Source organism: Stenotrophomonas sp. SbOxS2, assembly GCF_013416715.1.
Classification (GTDB): Bacteria; Pseudomonadota; Gammaproteobacteria; order Xanthomonadales; family Xanthomonadaceae; genus Stenotrophomonas; species Stenotrophomonas lactitubi.
The window spans coordinates 241505-257406 of the sequence record NZ_JAAVXD010000005.1 but is presented as its reverse complement, the minus strand read 5'-3'; the positions used below and the strand labels follow the sequence as shown (position 1 = coordinate 257406).

The 15902-nt window shown below is 67.8% G+C and carries 10 protein-coding genes; 5 read left to right on the top strand and 5 right to left on the bottom strand.

What is annotated here, in order from left to right; translation table 11 throughout:
• Positions 1-32 precede the first annotated feature (32 nt).
• Positions 33-1400 (bottom strand): metalloprotease PmbA, encoded by a 1368-nt coding sequence (gene pmbA / locus HFK18_RS10765; RefSeq protein WP_180166281.1) that lies wholly within the window; start codon positions 1398-1400, stop codon positions 33-35.
• A 68-nt stretch (positions 1401-1468) separates the two neighbouring features.
• Here pmbA and yjgA point away from each other — a divergent pair, with 68 nt between their 5' ends.
• Positions 1469-2059 carry a ribosome biogenesis factor YjgA gene (gene yjgA, locus HFK18_RS10760; protein ID WP_100553155.1) on the top strand — a complete coding sequence of 197 codons (591 nt, stop codon included), beginning with the start codon at positions 1469-1471 and terminating at the stop codon, positions 2057-2059.
• A gap of 41 nt (positions 2060-2100) precedes the next feature.
• Here yjgA and tldD read toward each other — a convergent pair whose 3' ends face one another.
• The 4 genes from tldD to HFK18_RS10740 all read right to left on the bottom strand — a co-directional run bounded on the left by tldD (position 2101) and on the right by HFK18_RS10740 (position 9599).
• Positions 2101-3546, bottom strand: coding sequence for a metalloprotease TldD (gene tldD / locus HFK18_RS10755; protein ID WP_180166280.1), 1446 nt, complete (start codon positions 3544-3546; stop codon positions 2101-2103).
• A 64-nt stretch (positions 3547-3610) separates the two neighbouring features.
• Positions 3611-7480, bottom strand: a complete 3870-nt coding sequence (locus tag HFK18_RS10750) for a YhdP family protein (protein ID WP_180166279.1) — start codon at positions 7478-7480, stop codon at positions 3611-3613.
• Between the two features lie 30 nt (positions 7481-7510).
• Positions 7511-8998 carry a ribonuclease G gene (rng, locus tag HFK18_RS10745; RefSeq protein WP_100553158.1) on the bottom strand — a complete coding sequence of 496 codons (1488 nt, stop codon included), beginning with the start codon at positions 8996-8998 and terminating at the stop codon, positions 7511-7513.
• Positions 8991-9599 carry a Maf family nucleotide pyrophosphatase gene (locus tag HFK18_RS10740; protein WP_180166278.1) on the bottom strand — a complete coding sequence of 203 codons (609 nt, stop codon included), beginning with the start codon at positions 9597-9599 and terminating at the stop codon, positions 8991-8993. The genes rng and HFK18_RS10740 overlap by 8 nt, the downstream gene beginning before the upstream one ends.
• Before the next feature lie 130 nt (positions 9600-9729).
• Here HFK18_RS10740 and HFK18_RS10735 point away from each other — a divergent pair, with 130 nt between their 5' ends.
• The 4 genes from HFK18_RS10735 to arcD all read left to right on the top strand — a co-directional run bounded on the left by HFK18_RS10735 (position 9730) and on the right by arcD (position 15881).
• Positions 9730-10467 carry an SIMPL domain-containing protein gene (locus tag HFK18_RS10735; protein ID WP_100553160.1) on the top strand — a complete coding sequence of 246 codons (738 nt, stop codon included), beginning with the start codon at positions 9730-9732 and terminating at the stop codon, positions 10465-10467.
• A 221-nt stretch (positions 10468-10688) separates the two neighbouring features.
• Positions 10689-11339 carry an energy transducer TonB gene (locus HFK18_RS10730; protein ID WP_180166277.1) on the top strand — a complete coding sequence of 217 codons (651 nt, stop codon included), beginning with the start codon at positions 10689-10691 and terminating at the stop codon, positions 11337-11339.
• Between the two features lie 216 nt (positions 11340-11555).
• Entirely contained in the window at positions 11556-14351 is a 2796-nt protein-coding gene (locus HFK18_RS10725) for a TonB-dependent receptor (RefSeq protein ID WP_180166276.1), read from the top strand.
• A gap of 108 nt (positions 14352-14459) precedes the next feature.
• On the top strand, positions 14460-15881 hold the full coding sequence (gene arcD, locus HFK18_RS10720; RefSeq protein WP_180166275.1) for an arginine-ornithine antiporter: 1422 nt from the start codon (positions 14460-14462) through the stop codon (positions 15879-15881).
• The last annotated feature ends 21 nt before the right edge of the window (positions 15882-15902 follow it).

Here is a 15902-nt window from a genome sequence, read left to right as displayed (position 1 = left end):
TCAGGCGGGCCTAGCTTACGCCATCAATGGCATCAATCATTGCCGGCGATCGTCATCCGCCCCACCAGGATCGAGCCGGTGCGGATATGCGAGCGCGGATCGACGTCGCTGCCAACCGCCTCGATGGCCATGAACATGTCGCGCAGGTTGCCGGCGATGGTGATGCCGTCCACCGGATACTGGATCTGGCCGTCCTCCACGCGGAAGCCGCCGGCGCCGCGCGAGTAGTCGCCGGTCACCCCGTTCACCCCCTGCCCCATCAGCTCGGTCACCAGCAGGCCGTTGCCCATCTGCGCGGCGATCTCCTGCAGCGAACCGGCATTGGCCGCCAGCTGCAGGTTGTGCACGCCGCCGGCATTGGCGGTGGTCTGCAGGCCCAGTTTGCGTGCCGAATAGCTGCCCAGCACGTAGCGCTGCAGCACGCCGTCGCGAACCAGGGCCGACGCACGCGTGGCCACGCCGTCGCCATCGAAGGCGGCCGAGCGCAGGCCGCGGCGCAGGTGCGGCAGCTCCTCGATCTGCATCCAGTCGGGGAACAGCTGCTGGTCGACGCTGTCCAGAAGGAAGCTGGCCTGGCGGTACAGTGCGCCGCCGGACACCGCCGACAGCAGATGGCCCACCAGGCTGCGCGCCACTTCCGGCGCGTACAGCACCGGCATGCTGCCGGTCGGCAGCGAACGCGGCTGCAGGCGGGCGATCGTGCGCTCGGCGGCGCGGCGACCGACGCTGGCCGGATCTTCCAGGTCCTCGCGGGCCAGTGCGCCGGTGTACCAGCCGTCGCGCTGCATGCCGTCGCCGGTGCCGGCAATCAGCGCACAGCCGATCGAATGGTGGGTGCCGCGCTCGCGGCCGATGAAGCCGTGCGAATTGGCATAGACCGACACGCTCTGCATGCTCGACACCGAGGCGCCATCGGAATTGCGGATCTGCGCATCGGCTTCGCGGCCCGCGGCCTCGCAGGCCAGTGCCAGGTCCACCGCCTCGTCGGCCTGCAGCTCCCAGGGGTGCCAACCGTCCAGTTCGGGGAAGTCGCGGGCCATCAACCCGGCGTCGGCCAGGCCGGCGGCCGGGTCGTCCTCGGTATGACGGGCGATCGCGCAGGCCTGCTCGACGGTGGCCAGCAGGCTGCCCTCATGCAGGTCGGCAGTGCTGGCACTGCCCTTGCGCAGGCCGAAGTAGACGGTCACGGCAATGCCGCGGTCGCGGGTGGACTGCACGGTCTCGACCTCGCCGAGACGGACATTGACCTCCAGCCCGCGGTCTTCGCTGCAGCTGACCTCGGCCTGGCTGGCACCCAGCGCGCGGGCACGCTGCAGCAGCTGCTGGGAGATGTCGGCCAGCCGTTCCAGCCGGGCCGGGCTGTCGTCGCCGACGGCAACTTCAGGGGCGATCACGTTCAATGCTTTATCCTGTGCGGGTTGGGCTCGGCATCACGCCGGGCGACTTTTTTTGAAATCAGGTATGGACGATGCGCGGACGCGACGAAGAAACCGGTGAATTCCACGACAAGAGCCGCAGCCAGAACCGGCGCGATGCGCTCGACGTCCTGGCCCTGGGCGAGAAGCTGGTGTCGCTGACCCCGGCCCAGCTGGCGCGCCTGCCGATCCCGGAGGACCTGCTGCCGCACATCGCCGAGTGCAAGCGGATCACCGCCCATATCGCGCACAAGCGGCAACTTGCGTTCCTGGCCAAGCACATGCGCCGCGAGGACGATGCCGCGCTGGACGCGATCCGCGATGCGCTGGACGCCAACAGCGACACCGGCCGCCGCGAAGTGGCGATGATGCACCGTGCCGAAGACTGGCGCGAACGCCTGATGAACGAGGGCGACACCGCGCTGGCCGCACTGCTCAACGATTACCCGCAGGCCGACCGCCAGCAGCTGCGCACGCTGGTGCGCAACGCCCAGGCCGAAAAGGCCAAGAACAAGCCTCCGCGTGCCTACCGCGAAATCTTCCAGGTGCTGCGCGCGCTGATGCTGCCGGCCGCGCTGGGCCTGAAGGCATCCGGTGAGGATGTCGAGGCGGACGCGCCGGTCGACGACACCGACGAGGACTGAGTCCCCGTCGGGCATGGCGGTGGCGGTGGCCATCGCCGTGCTCAGGCCTGGGTACCGCCGACGGTGATGCCCTCGATCAGCAGCGAAGGCTGGCCGACACCGACCGGCACACTCTGCCCGTCCTTGCCGCAGATACCCACGCCCTCGTCCAGGGCCAGGTCGTTGCCGACCATGCGCACCTTCTGCATGGTTTCCGGGCCGTTGCCGATCAGGGTCGCGCCCTTCACCGGCGCGGTGATCCGGCCATCCTCGATCAGATAGGCCTCGGTGGCCGAGAACACGTACTTGCCGCTGGTGATGTCGACCTGGCCGCCGCCGAAATTGACTGCGTACAGGCCCTTCTTCACCGAACGGATCATTTCCTGCGGATCGTGCTGGCCGGCGCGCATGTAGGTGTTGGTCATGCGCGGCATGGTCATGTGCGCGAACGATTCACGACGGCCGTTGCCGGTCGGCGCCACGCCCATCAGCCGCGCGTTGAGGCTGTCCTGCATGTAGCCGACCAGGATGCCGTCCTCGATCAGCGTGGTGCACTGGGTGGGATGGCCTTCGTCATCGATGTTGAGTGAACCACGGCGCCCATCCAGGGTGCCGTCGTCGACGATGGTCACGCCCGGGGCAGCCACGCGCTCGCCGATCCTGCCGGCGTAGACGCTGGTGCCCTTGCGGTTGAAGTCACCTTCCAGGCCATGGCCGACCGCCTCGTGCAGCAGCACGCCCGGCCAGCCCGGCCCCAGCACCACCGGCATCACCCCGGCCGGTGCCGGCACCGCCTCCAAGTTCACCAACGCCTGTCGCAGCGCCTCGCGGGCGAAGGCTTCCGGGCGGCCATCGGCAAACAGCACTTCATAGCCGTAGCGACCACCGCCGCCGGAATAACCCGACTCACGGCGACCGTTCTGTTCAACGATCACCTGCACGTTCAAGCGCACCAGCGGGCGCACATCGGCGCCCAGCACACCATCGGTGCGGGCAACCAGCACGGTATCGACGCCACCGGACAGGCTGACCATCACCTGCTTCACGCGCGGGTCGGCCGCGCGCAGGTAACCGTCCAGGCGCTTGAGCACCTCGACCTTGGCTTCGTTGCCGATGCCGTCGATCGGGTCCAGTGCCGGATACAGCACGCGCGCATCGCCGCGCAGCAGCGAGCGTCCGGTCTGTGCGCCACCTTCGCGCGAGATCGCACGTGCCGACTGCGCCGCAGTCAGCAACGCACCGGCGTGGATGTCGTCGGAATAGGCAAAGCCGGTCTTCTCGCCGGCAATCGCGCGCACGCCCACGCCCTGCTCGATGGAATGGGCGCCGTCCTTGACGATGCCGTCTTCCACGCTCCAGCTTTCGCGCCGGGCGTGCTGGAAGTACAGGTCGCCGAAGTCCACACCGGGGCCGAGCAGTTGGCCGAAGGTGCGCTCCAGGCCGGCGGTATCCAGGCCACCGGGGCGCAACAGGCGGTCTTGGGCAAGCGTCAGGGCGTTGTCAGTCATGGTCTCGATCTGGGGGTGTGAAGGCGGCCAGGCAAGTCCGCCGGGGGAAACGGGGACGCCGGGCTCAACGCGGCGGCGGCGGTTCGGTGACGGTCGGCGGCGCGGCCGGCAATGGTTGTATGCGCGGCGGCGGTGCCGGCGCTGGCGCGCGTTCGCGGCTGCGCTCGATCACTTCCACCTTGGGCTCCTTCCACGGGCCGGTCACCTTGTAGGTGCGGGCGCCGATCTCGCCCAGTGGCTTGGACAATACCGCATTGGTGGCGGCACCCAGCGCCGCGCCGACCGGGCCGCCGGCCACCGCACCGACCACGGTCAGCAGGTTGCCCGCGCGCGGGTTGACGTCGATGGTCTGGTCGAACTGCTGCTTGCGCAGGTCGGCTTCGCCACGGATGGTGATGTTCGCTGCCGGCCCTTCGATCAGCACCTTGTCGGTACGGGCCATGCCCTCGCCGAACTGCACGCTGCCCTCGACCTGGTTGAACGCGAAGCCCTTGGAGAAGAAGTCGCGGAAGTCGAACATCAGCCGTCGCGGCAGCTGGGCGACGCTGAGCAGGCCCAGCACGCGGCCGGCACCCGGTTCCAGCTCCAGCAGCTGGCCATTGCGGGCGTTCACATCCAGCTGGCCCTGCAGGTTGCCCAGCTGGAAGTCCGAAGGACCACCGGGCCACGACGCCTGCAGCTGGGCGTGGCCGGAGCCGCCGCGCAGCTGGCCGCCGTAGTCGAGGTTCTGCAGCAACCCGCCCAGGTCTTCACTGCGCACCTGCGCATCGAGCGCGGTGCGCGAGCCGCCGCCCTTGCCGAGCCAACGGCCACGGATGTCGATCTCCTGGCTGGGGGCACGGAAGCGCAGTTCTTCCACGCTCAGGCCATTGGCGATCGGCCGCGTGCGCAGCACCGCCTGGCCCAGCACCACCTTGCCGAACTTCAGGTCGGCGATGTCCAGTGCGAACGGCGGCAGTTTGGCCGGGTCCATGTCGTCGGCACCGGCCTGCACCCGTGCCGGTGCCGCAGTGGCTCCGGGAAGGGTCGGCAACGATTGCCAGTACACGCGATCAAGCTGGCCGCTGATGGTGCCGCCCTCGGCGTTGGGTACGTTCAATTTGCCGGCCAGCGACGGGCCATCCAGGCGCACGTCCAGCGCCTGCGGGCCGGGATGCAGCTGCAGACGGGTCTGCTCGAACACGCCACCGATCAGCATCAGCTGGCCGACCTGCACGTCAACCGCGCGCAGCGGCATCGGATCGCCATCGCCACCGGCGCCACGGGCCAGGCCGATCCATTCCAGCGCATCCAGGGTCGGGCTGCGGCCATTGATGGTCAGCCCGCTGGGCGGTGGCTCGCGGTCGACACGGTCGCTGCCCAGGGTGACCTGCACGCCGGTCTGGTTGTTGTGGCTGCGCGCGGCCAGCGCCAGACGCTGGCCGAATGCCACGTCGATGCGGCCAGCGCCCATCGGCAACTGCGCGGCCACGGTGGTCGGCAGCGTTTCGTTGGCCGGCTTCTGCAGCGGTGCCGGCAGGTCCAGGCGGGTGCCCAGCAGCTCCGAGCGCAGGCGCAGCTCACTGGGCGGCGCTGGCGCACCCGGCGCGACCTTCGGCAGATTCACCGCGATGGTCCACGGTGAGGTGCCATTGATGTAGGGCTTCAGCCAGGCCATTTCCGGTGCGCGGTCGATCAGCACGCCCGCGTCGAGCGTGGCGGCCAGTTCCGATTCAAAGGCCAGCTTGGGGTCACGCACGAAACCACCGGCGCGCAGGCTCAGCCGGCCGTCCTGGCCGAGATGGCGCACCGCCAGTTCCTCGGCGGCGAAGCCGGCGTTGCTGTAGCGGGCCTGCCCGCGCATGTTGTCGAATTCCAGCTGGAAACGCTTTTCGACCAGCTTCAGCCCAGCCAGGTCCACGGTGCCCTGCAGGTGGCCACCACCTTCGTCATGATGCAGAGGCTGCAGCAGGTCGAAATGCACCTTGGCCGGACCGCTTGCCGCGAGGTTGTCCAGGGTGTCGCCGTACTCCTTGTGCAGCGGACTCTGCCTCAGCATTGCCAGCAGCTTGCCGGCATCGCCCTGGCTGTCGGCGCGCACGTACAGCGGTTGCTGGCCGAAGTCCTGGATGCCGGCTTCGAATTTCTGCACTGCGACACCAGCCAGATCGCCGCGGCCCTGCATGTGGAAACCGGGGCCGATGAAGGCGACATCGGCGTCCACCTGGCTCATCAACGGCCAATCGTGCTGGAAGCGGATGTCACCGTTGGTGATGTGGCCGGTGGCCTCGAAGCGGCCGTCGTTGTTGTCGAACGGCCAGTCGTCCAGATCACCGCTGACCAGGCCGATGCCGTTGCGCACCTGGCCACCGGCCAAGGCCATGTCCAGCCAGTCGGTGGCGCCCTTGCTCATTTTGGAATGGATCCAGAAACGTTTGGCGGCGGTCATCGGCACGTCGTCCAGCTTGGCCGCCAGCTGCATCCACGGCCGGGTGCCATCGCCCTGGAACCAGAGGCCACCGCGCACGTCGGCGGCGTAGTCGGTACCTTCCACGCGCATCGCCGGGGTGCCGATGCGCCAGCCACCGGCCTCGTCGCGCCAACCGACAATCTGTCCGGCCAAGTGCAGGTCGTGGCGCACGCCGAAACCGGTCGGCCAATCGAACTGCAGCTGGCGTTGCGGCTGCAGCTGCAGGCTGAAGCCATCGGCATCGCCCTCGAAGCGGCCGCCCAGGCCGCGCAGGCCCGGCGAGTTGCCAACGCTGGCAAAGCCCAGCGACTGCAGTTCGCCCTGTACCCACAACGGGCCACCCTGCTGACCGCGCACCTGCAGCTGCGCCACGTCCAACTGCGGCTTGGCCAGGTACAGCCAATGGCGCAGGCCCGCATCCAGCCGGTCGCCGAGTGACAGCGCGCGCAGCGCGAGACCCGCCTGCGCCGCCCCTGCCTGCACCTGCATCTGCTTGCCCATCCGCACGTGCAGGCCGTCCAGCTGCTGCTGGCTGCCCTCGGCCTGCAGGCGCAGGCGCGGCACCTGCAGCGCCCAACCGTCTGCGGTCCGCTGCCAGCGCAGGCGCGCCTGCAACCGTTGCAGCTGCATCTGCGGAGCCGCGATGCCAGGCATCGGCGCGCCTTCGATACGCAGATCACGCAGATCCGAATCGGTGGTCAGCGCCACCGGCGCGAAATCCCGCAGGGTCAACCACAGGTTGAGCTCGCCCTTGCCCTCGCGCAGGCGCATGCCACCGGCCGCCAGCAACGGCGACCAGGCGCGGAAATCAACCGGATCGGCACCCACCCAGGCCTGGCCGTTGCCGCGCTGGCGATCCAGGTCCAGCACCGCCGTCAGCGGCAAAGCGTCGATCTCTGCCCAGGCACGCACGCCCACCCGCAGGCGGTCGCCATCCACGCGCAGGCGCAGATCGATGCGTGGCAGGCTGGCGTCGACGCCCAGCGCAGGCGCATGCACGCCCAGGCGGCCGCCAATCACCTGCAGTTCGCCCAGCCGGCGCAGCGCATCCAGTGGATCGCCGCCAGCACTGGACTGCGGCAGGCCCCGCACCGACCAGCGGCCATCGGCAGCCTGCTGCAGATCCAGTGCCAGGCCGCGCAGGCGCAGTTCGGTCAGCGAGCGGCCCGGCAACAGGCCGCTGTACATCGACACCAGCACTTCGGCTTCGCCGATGGCCAGGCCCTGGCCCGCGCCGATGCGCAGGCCCTTCAACTGCAGCAGTGGACCGCGTCGGGTCCAGGTGGTGTCCAGGCGTTCAAAGCGCACCGGTTGTCCGGCGCGCGCGCTCAGCCAGGCCGCGATCCTGTCCGGATGGCGCTCAGCCAGCGGCAGCAGCTGGCTGAGGGTACCGACCAGCAGGGCAAGCCCGACCAGGCCGACCGCGCATGCGGCGATGAAATGACGGCGGATCCTTCGCAGTCGCAGGCGCGGCGGCGCGCTCATCGGCCACCGAAAGCAGACAGTCGGCCTGGATCAGAGCAGAACAACATCGAACTGCTCCTGCAGGTACTGCTCATCCGCCTGAAAGCGGATGCTCTTGCCGAGGAACTCCTCCAGCTCGGCCACCGCCGTGGATTCCTCATCGGTGATCCGCGCCACCACCTTGCTGGAGGCGATCACCAGCAGGCGCGCGGCATCGAACTGGCGCACCGCACGGGTGATCTCGCGGAAGATCTCGTAGGTCACCGTTTCGGTGGTCTTGATGGTGCCGCGGCCACTGCACTGCGGGCAGGTCTCCGACAGCTGACGCTCCAGGCTTTCCACCGTGCGCTTGCGGGTCATCTCCACCAGCCCCAGCGGCGAGAAGTCGTACACCGTGGTCTTGGCGTGGTCGCGGGCCAGCGCCTTTTCCAGGGTACGCAGCACCTGGCGGCGATGCTCGGCGTCATCCATGTCGATGAAGTCGATGATGATGATGCCGCCCAGGTTGCGCAGGCGCAGCTGCCTGGCCACCGCCTGCGCGGCCTCCAGGTTGGTGCGGAACACCGTCTCTTCCAGGTTGCGCTGGCCGAGGAACGAGCCGGTATTGACGTCGATCGTGGTCATCGCCTCGGTCTGGTCGATCACCAGATAGCCACCCGACTTCAGCGGTACCTGCTTGTCCAGCGCACGGCCGATCTCGTCCTCGACCCCGAACATGTCGAAGATCGGACGATCGCCGCTATACAGCTCGATCTTCTCGGCCAGCACCGGCATGTACTTGGCCACGAAGGCCTGCAGCTGGGCGAAAGTCTCCTTCGAGTCCACCTTCACCTTGTCCACGTCCTTGCGGATCAGGTCGCGCACCGAGCGCAGCGGCAGGCTCAGGTCTTCATAGATGTTGCTGCACGACGCCGCCTCGCGGCCGCGACGCTCGACCACGTTCCATACCCGTGACAGGTAGGCGATGTCTTCGGCGATGGCCTCGGCCGGCTGGCCCTCGGCGTTGGTGCGCACGATGTAGCCGTAGCCACCGTGCTGGGCCGACAGTTCGGTCACCAGCGTCTTCAGCCGTGCGCGCTCGCCTTCGTCCTCGATGCGCGCCGACACGCCCACCACCTTCGATTGCGGCAGCAGCACCATGTAGCGCGAGGGAATGCTGATCTGGGTGGTCAGGCGTGCGCCCTTGGTCCCGATCGGATCCTTCACCACCTGCACCACGATGTCCTGGCCGTCGCGCAGCAGTTCCACGATCGGCACGCTGGACGGCGGCGGCAGGGTCGTGTTCTCGGTATCGGCACTGGCCACCGGTGCCGGCCGCACCACGTCGTTGGCGTGCAGGAACGCGGCGCGGTCCAGCCCCACTTCGACGAAGGCCGCCTGCATGCCCGGCATGACCCGCTGCACCTTGCCCTTGTAGATGTTGCCGACCACACCCCGGCGCCAACCGCGCTCGATGTGCAGTTCCTGCAGCATGCCGTTCTCGATCACCGCGACCCGGGTTTCGCGCGGGGTCACATTGACCAGGATTTCCTCAGACATCGGCAGCCTCCCTGGCGGCATCAGCAGTTGGGGCCAGCACGCCGCAGCGGGCCAGCAGACGATCGGTATGCAGCAACGGCAGCCCCATGACACCGGAGTAGCTGCCGGAAAGGTGTTCGATCCAGCGCTCGGCGCCGCCCTGGATGGCATAGGCGCCCGCCTTGTCCAGCGGCTCGCCGGTGGCGACGTAGGCGGCGATGTCGGCCGCATCGATCGCGGCGAAGGTGACCTCGGAAACGACCAGTTCGCTGTCCAGCCCCTGCGCGTCCACCACCACCACGGCGGTCATCACCTGGTGGGTGCGCCCGGCCAGCCGCGCCAGCATCGCCCGCGCGTCGGCGGCATCGGCCGGCTTGCCGAACACGTCGCCATCGAGCACCACTTCGGTATCCGAGCCCAGCACCCGCGCCTGCGGGTCATCGGCCAGCACCCGCGCCAGGCCGGCGCGCGCCTTGTCGGCGGCGACCCGGCACACATAGTCCTGGGCACTTTCAGAGGCCGCACGCTGCTCGGCGACCTCCAGGTCCAAGGCCTGGAAAGGGCGTCCGAGTCGGGCCAGCAGCTGGTTGCGTCGGGGGGAGCGGGAAGCAAGATAGAGCATCGACACAGCATAACCTGACGCCGGTACCTGAATCGTCGGACAATCCTTCCCCGGCGCCTGCAACCCCGAACGGACTCACAGCGCGTTCATCGCTACGACACCACCCTCACCGCCACAACAAGGAGATCCCATGCGCCGCACCGCCACCCCGCTGCTGCTTGCCCTGTCCCTCGCTCTTGGAGCTTCGATGACCGCCCATGCCGACCCGTCGTCGCCGTCGATCGCCGCCGCGGCCGAAGGCACGCTGCTGAACATCTCGGCCAACGCCGAAGCCACCCGCGTGCCGGACGTCGCCACCCTGTCGGCCGGCGTGGTCACCCAGGCCGCCGACGGCAACAGCGCGATGCGCCAGAACGCCCAGCAGATGGACAAGGTACTGGCCGCGATCAAGGCCGCCGGCATCGCCGAGCGCGACGTGCAGACCAGCGGCGTCAGCCTCAACCCGCAGTACCGTTACGCCGACAACGAAGCACCGAAGATCACCGGCTACCAGGCCAGCAACACCGTCAGCCTGAAGGTCCGCGACATCGCCAAGCTCGGCAAGGTGCTGGACGCGCTGGCCGCGCAGGGCGCCAACCAGATCAACGGCCCGCAGTTCGAGATCGACCAGCCCGAACCGGTCTATGACGAAGCCCGCCTGGCGGCACTGAAGAAGGCCCAGGCCCGCGCCCAGACCTATGCGAAGTCGCTTGGCCTGCAGGTGCGCCGTATTGTCAGCATCTCCGAGAACGCTGGTGGCGGTTTCCGCCCGCCGATGATGATGCGATCGATGGCAGCGGGCGCGGCGATGGACAAGGCCACCCCGGTCGCCCCGGGCGAATCGACCGTCTCGGTCAACCTGGACGTGGTGTTCGAACTGGGCCGCTGAGGCCCCTGCCCGCTTCCTGCAACGGCGTCCTGCGGGGCGCCGTTTTCGTTTCCGCCGCTGCCGGGTGCGCCGCGCTAGATGAAGGCCAGCTCAACGCTGCCGCCCCTGCCTCTAGGCAGTGGTGGAGGCGGCGCGCTAATGATTGACTGCCAGCCGCGTGCGGCAACCCCGATGGCGGCCCTGGTGCGTTGAGGACTTCAACACTGGCATGGAGGTGGACCATGGTTCGTACGTATCCCGTAGTACCCCTGCACTTCGATCCCGCCCGCGTTGCCGCCTGGAGTGCGGCCATCGCCCTGCATCTGCTTGCGTTCCTGATGTTGCTGATTCCGGCGACCTACCAGGCCGTCACCGCACTTCCCCGCGACCAGACCACGATCCGGTTCATTCCGAAGGAAGAACCGAAGCCGCCGGTACCGCTGCCGACCGAACCCGAAAAGGTGGAGGTGGTGCACAAGCGGCAGGCCACGCCGGTGCCCGCACCGCTGCCTACGCCTACCGCCACCGTCGAGGAGGCCCAGGGCATCATCCTGCCGGCCGCCGAGCCGACAGTGGTGCAGACGGCGCCGACGATCGCCCCGTCCACGCCGTTGGCCGGTGCCCAGCTGCAGTACCGCAGCAACCCGCCGCCCAGCTACCCGATCCAGGCGCTGCGCAACCACGAGCAGGGCACGGTGCTGCTGCGGGTGGAAGTGGACCCCAGTGGCCAGCCGGTGAATGTCAGCATCGAACGCAGCAGCGGCTCGCGCAGCCTGGACCAGGCCGCGCGCCAGCAGGTGCTGCGCCACTGGCGTTTCGTGCCGGCCGAGCGTGATGGCATGGCCGTTCCGGCGATCGGCATGGTGCCGGTGCAGTTCTCCCTGCCCGACTGAGTCAGAGGCCGGCCCGGCAGCGCGCCGGGCCGGCCACAACGGTGAATGGGCCGGAACAGGGCCAATCTGCCCGGTTATTTGAACTTCGTTGGAAAACCGTTACGAATTTAGTAAAACTTCACACCTCCGTCACCTGCCGGAAACCTAGATTGACGCGTCCCGGGACACACCGGAGACAGCCCTCAATGCTCGAGTTTTCCAGTCAGGAGAGAAGCTGTGAAACACCCGATCCAACGGCCCGCCAGCCGCCGCCATAACTACCTGGCATCGTCCATCACCCATATCCTTACCGGCGGCGCCCTGCTGCTGGCCGGCGCGGTTGCTTCCTCCTCTGCATTCGCGCAGGAGCAGGCCACCAACCTTGACCGGATCACCGTCACCGGTTCGAACATCCCGCGTACCAACACCGAGACACCGTCACCGGTGCAGGTGGTGACCCGCCAGGAAATCGATCGCACCGGCAAGACCACCCTTGCCGAGTACCTGCAGACCATCACCGCTGATGGCGCCGGCTCCATTCCCAAGACCTTCGGCAACGGCTTCGCCGGCGGCGGCGCCGGCATTTCGCTGCGCGGCCTCGGTGCCGGCTCGACGCTGGTGCTGTTGAACGGCCGTCGCATGGCCACCTACGGCCTGGCCGATGACGGCCAGAAGGTGTTCACCGACCTCAGCACCATCCCCCTCGACGCGGTCGAGCGCGTGGAAGTACTGAAGGACGGCGCCTCGGCGATCTATGGTTCCGATGCCATCGCCGGCGTGGTCAACATCATCCTGCGCAGCGACTTCCAGGGTGCCATCCTGCGTGCCTCGTACGGCCTGTCCGGTGACAGCGACGGCGACACCAAGAAGGCCACCCTGACCGCCGGTACCGGCGACCTGGCCAGCGATGGCTGGAACGCGTTCTTCAGCCTGGACGTCGGCAAGTCCGACGCCATCAAGATCAGCGACCGCAAGAATCGCAAGTGGATCGGCACCGGCGACACCCGTCCGTGGGGCTATGACGCCACCGACGCACAGTTCCTTGGCGGCGCCTACCTCAGCGGCCGCACCAACGGCGGCGTCGGTCCGAACGGTTCGGTGTTCAACAACGACGCTCCGTCGCCGCACCTGGTCGCCCTGCCGGGCTGTGCCAACCTGAGCACCATCCCGGGCCAGAGCGATGCAACTGCGGCGTCCCAGGGCTGCCTGTGGGATCCGGCCCAGCAGTACCGCGACCTGACCCCTGAAGAGAAGTACGTCAACGTGTTCGGTCGCGCCAGCTTCGCCTTCGGCGAAGGCGGCGAGGTCTACACCGAGATCGGCTACTCGAAGAAGGAAACCATCTTCAGCAACACCCCGTCCGGCGTGTCCGGCGGCTGGGGCTACCCCCGCGGCCCGGTCAACGCCAGCAGCGGCCCCGGCGCGACCATGCTGTATGCCGGCCACCCGGACAACCCGCTGCCCTACGCCGCGCGCCTGCGCTACAGCGCCTGGGATGTCGGCCCGCGCGTGACCAACAACACCAACGAGTTCAACCGCTTCCTGGTGGGCGTCAAGGGCAACTGGGGTGACTGGAGCTACGACACCGCCTACCTGCATTCGGGCACCGACCTGACCAACAAGCGCACCGGCTTCCTGCGCTACAGCTCCGTGCTGTGCGCGCTGGGCAACCCGAACTGCGCTGGCGGCACCTGGCGCATTGGCGACAACGCCAGCCAGAACTCGCAGGCGTTGTACGACTACATCTCGCCGACCATCAGCGCGCGCGCCAAGTCCAGCCTGGACATGTTCGACTTCACCATCTCGCGCAGCCTGATGGACCTGAAGGGCGGCCCGCTGGGCCTGGCGTTCGGTACCGAATGGCGCAAGACCAGCAACAGCCTGACCCCGCAGACCTACACCGACCAGGGTGACATCATCGGCCTGGGCTATTCGGCTTACGACGGCACCCAGAACGTGTACGCCGGCTACGTCGAGCTGTCCGCACCGGTGCTGGAGCAACTGGAACTGTCGGCCGCGCTGCGTTACGACAAGTACGAAAGCGGTGAAGGCAAGGCCACGCCGAAGCTGGGCGTGAAGTGGACCCCGGCCGACTGGATCGCCCTGCGCGCCAGCTACGCCGAGGGCTTCCGCGCACCGAACCCGGCCGAGAACGGTGACGGTGGCCTGGCCGCGTTCTCCAACGCACGCGACCCGGTGCGCTGCGCCATCGATCCGGCCGAGTGCACCGCGCGTTCGGTGGCCATCATCACCCGCCCGAACAAGGACCTGAAGCCGGAAGAGTCCAAGAGCTACTCGGTGGGCCTGGTGCTGCAGCCGACCTCCAGCACCTCGCTGACCGTCGATGCCTGGCAGATCAAGCGTACCAACGAGATCGTGCAGGGCAGCACCGCCGCCGCCATCCTCGCCGGCAGCGTGCTGCGTGATTCCAACAACATCGGCGGCGTGGCCAACTCCGGCAGCATCCTGGCCGTCAACACCGGCTATGTGAACGCAAGCTCCTCGCGCGTTCGCGGCATCGACACCGATATCCGCCAGACCTTCGATATCGGCCCGGGCCAGTTGGAGATGGATCTGCAGTGGAGCCACATCCTGAAGTTCGAGCGTACCGAAGGCGGTGAAACCGTTGACTATGCCGGCACCCACGGCAACTGCGACGTCACCAACTGCATCGGCACGCCGAAGGACAAGATCAACTTCGGCACCACCTGGCGCCAGGGTGTATGGAGCGTCAGCGGCGTTGCCAACTACATCGCCAAGATGGACAACACCGACAAGCGCGGTGGCGACTACCAGGCGTTCTATGAGGACGGCACGCCGGTGACGAAGATTTCTTCGTTCACCACCTTCGATCTGTCCGGCCGCTGGAACATCACCGAAGCCTTCGAGCTCAATGCCTCGGTGGCCAACGTGTTCGATCGTATCGCCCCGCTCGATCCGACCACCTACGGTGGCGTGAACTACAACCCGATGCACTTCTCCGGTGCGCTGGGCCGTTACTTCACCGTCGGCGCCAAGTACACGTTCAAGTAATCCTGCTGCAGCCTCACCTGCAAAGGCCCGGGCTCCTGCCCGGGCCTTTGCTTTTTTCCGCACGCGACAGCGTCCATCATGGGCACCCCGACAGCTGCGGCGCGCGTGATGCCCTCTTCCAACCAACGCCTTGGCCTGGCCGCCCTGACCGCACTGGTGGTCGGCTCGATGGTCGGTGCCGGTATCTTCTCGCTGCCACAGAACGTGGCGCGCAGCGCCGGCCCCGCGGCCGCACTGATCGGCTGGGCAGTGAGCGGCGCCGGCATGCTGATGCTCGCCTTCGTGTTCCAGGCCCTGGCCAATCGTCGCCCCGACCTGGACACCGGTATCTATGCGTATGCGCGCGCAGGCTTCGGCAACTACATCGGTTTCTCCGCCGCCTGGGGCTACTGGGTGGCTTCGGTGCTCGGCAACGCCAGTTTCTTCGTGCTGATCTTCAGCGGCCTCGGCCACTTCGCGCCGGTGTTTGGTGAAGGCAATACACCGGCCGCCATCGCCGCATCCTCCCTGCTGCTGTGGACGGTGCACCTGCTGGTACTGCGCGGCCTGCGTACCGCGGCAATCATCAATGGCCTGGTCACCGTGGCCAAGCTGGTGCCGATCGCGCTGTTCCTGATCCTGGCGGCCGCTGCATTCCGCATGGACGTGTTCCGCGCCGACTTCTTCGGCGTCCCCGCGCTGGGCGACATGGGCCAGCAGCTGCGCGGGATGATGCTGGTCACCGTGTGGGTGTTCATCGGTATCGAGGGCGCCAGCATCTACTCGCGCCGGGCGATGCGACGCGCCGATGTCGGCCGCGCCACCGTGATCGGCTTCATCGGCGTGTGGCTGCTGCTGGTGCTGGTCAGCCTGCTGTCGATGGGCGTCATGTCGCAGGCCGAACTGGCGGGCCTGCCCAACCCCTCGATGGCCTATGTGCTGCGCGCGATCGTTGGCGAATGGGGCGCGACGGTGATCATCATCGGCTCGATCATCTCGGTGCTGGGCGCGCTGCTGGCGTGGGTGCTGCTGTGCGCCGAAGTGCTGTTTGCCGCCGCTGGCGATGGCACGATGCCGGCCTTTCTCGGCCGCGAGAACGCGCGCGGCGTGCCCGCCAATGCGCTGTGGTTGAGCAACGGCCTGATCCAGTTGTTCCTGCTGCTGGTGCTGTTCAATTCGGGCAGCTACACCAGCCTGGTGCTGCTGGCGGCGTCGATGAGCCTGGTGCCATATTTTCTGTCCAGCGCATTCGGCGTGAAGCTGGCCTGGCAGGGCGAGGCGTACGCCAGCGCGGCCGGTGCGCGCTGGCGCGACTTCATCGTCGCGCTGCTGGCCAGCGCCTATGCGCTGTGGCTGGTGTATGCCGGCGGCCTGGACAACCTGCTGCTGTCGGTACTGCTGTATGTGCCGGGCGTAGTGCTGTACGCAGTGACCCGGCGCCAGCGCGGCGAGCGGGTGTTCACGCGCTGGGAGTGGGTACTGTTCGGCGCGATCCTGGTGGTCGCGATCGTTACACTGGTGGCATTCTGGAAAGGCCAGCTGACGCTGTAGAGCCGAGCCCGCGCCCGGCTT

What these genes read in the sequence shown, in the direction of transcription:
- tldD (WP_180166280.1), bottom strand. Translation starts at nt 3,546, where the DNA reads ATGACTGACAACGCCCTGACGCTTGCCCAAGACCGCCTGTTGCGCCCC.
- yjgA (WP_100553155.1), top strand. Translation starts at nt 1,469, where the DNA reads ATGCGCGGACGCGACGAAGAAACCGGTGAATTCCACGACAAGAGCCGC.
- HFK18_RS10740 (WP_180166278.1), bottom strand. Translation starts at nt 9,599, where the DNA reads ATGCTCTATCTTGCTTCCCGCTCCCCCCGACGCAACCAGCTGCTGGCC.
- rng (WP_100553158.1), bottom strand. Translation starts at nt 8,998, where the DNA reads ATGTCTGAGGAAATCCTGGTCAATGTGACCCCGCGCGAAACCCGGGTC.
- HFK18_RS10750 (WP_180166279.1), bottom strand. Translation starts at nt 7,480, where the DNA reads ATGAGCGCGCCGCCGCGCCTGCGACTGCGAAGGATCCGCCGTCATTTC.
- arcD (WP_180166275.1), top strand. Translation starts at nt 14,460, where the DNA reads ATGCCCTCTTCCAACCAACGCCTTGGCCTGGCCGCCCTGACCGCACTG.
- HFK18_RS10735 (WP_100553160.1), top strand. Translation starts at nt 9,730, where the DNA reads ATGCGCCGCACCGCCACCCCGCTGCTGCTTGCCCTGTCCCTCGCTCTT.
- HFK18_RS10730 (WP_180166277.1), top strand. Translation starts at nt 10,689, where the DNA reads ATGGTTCGTACGTATCCCGTAGTACCCCTGCACTTCGATCCCGCCCGC.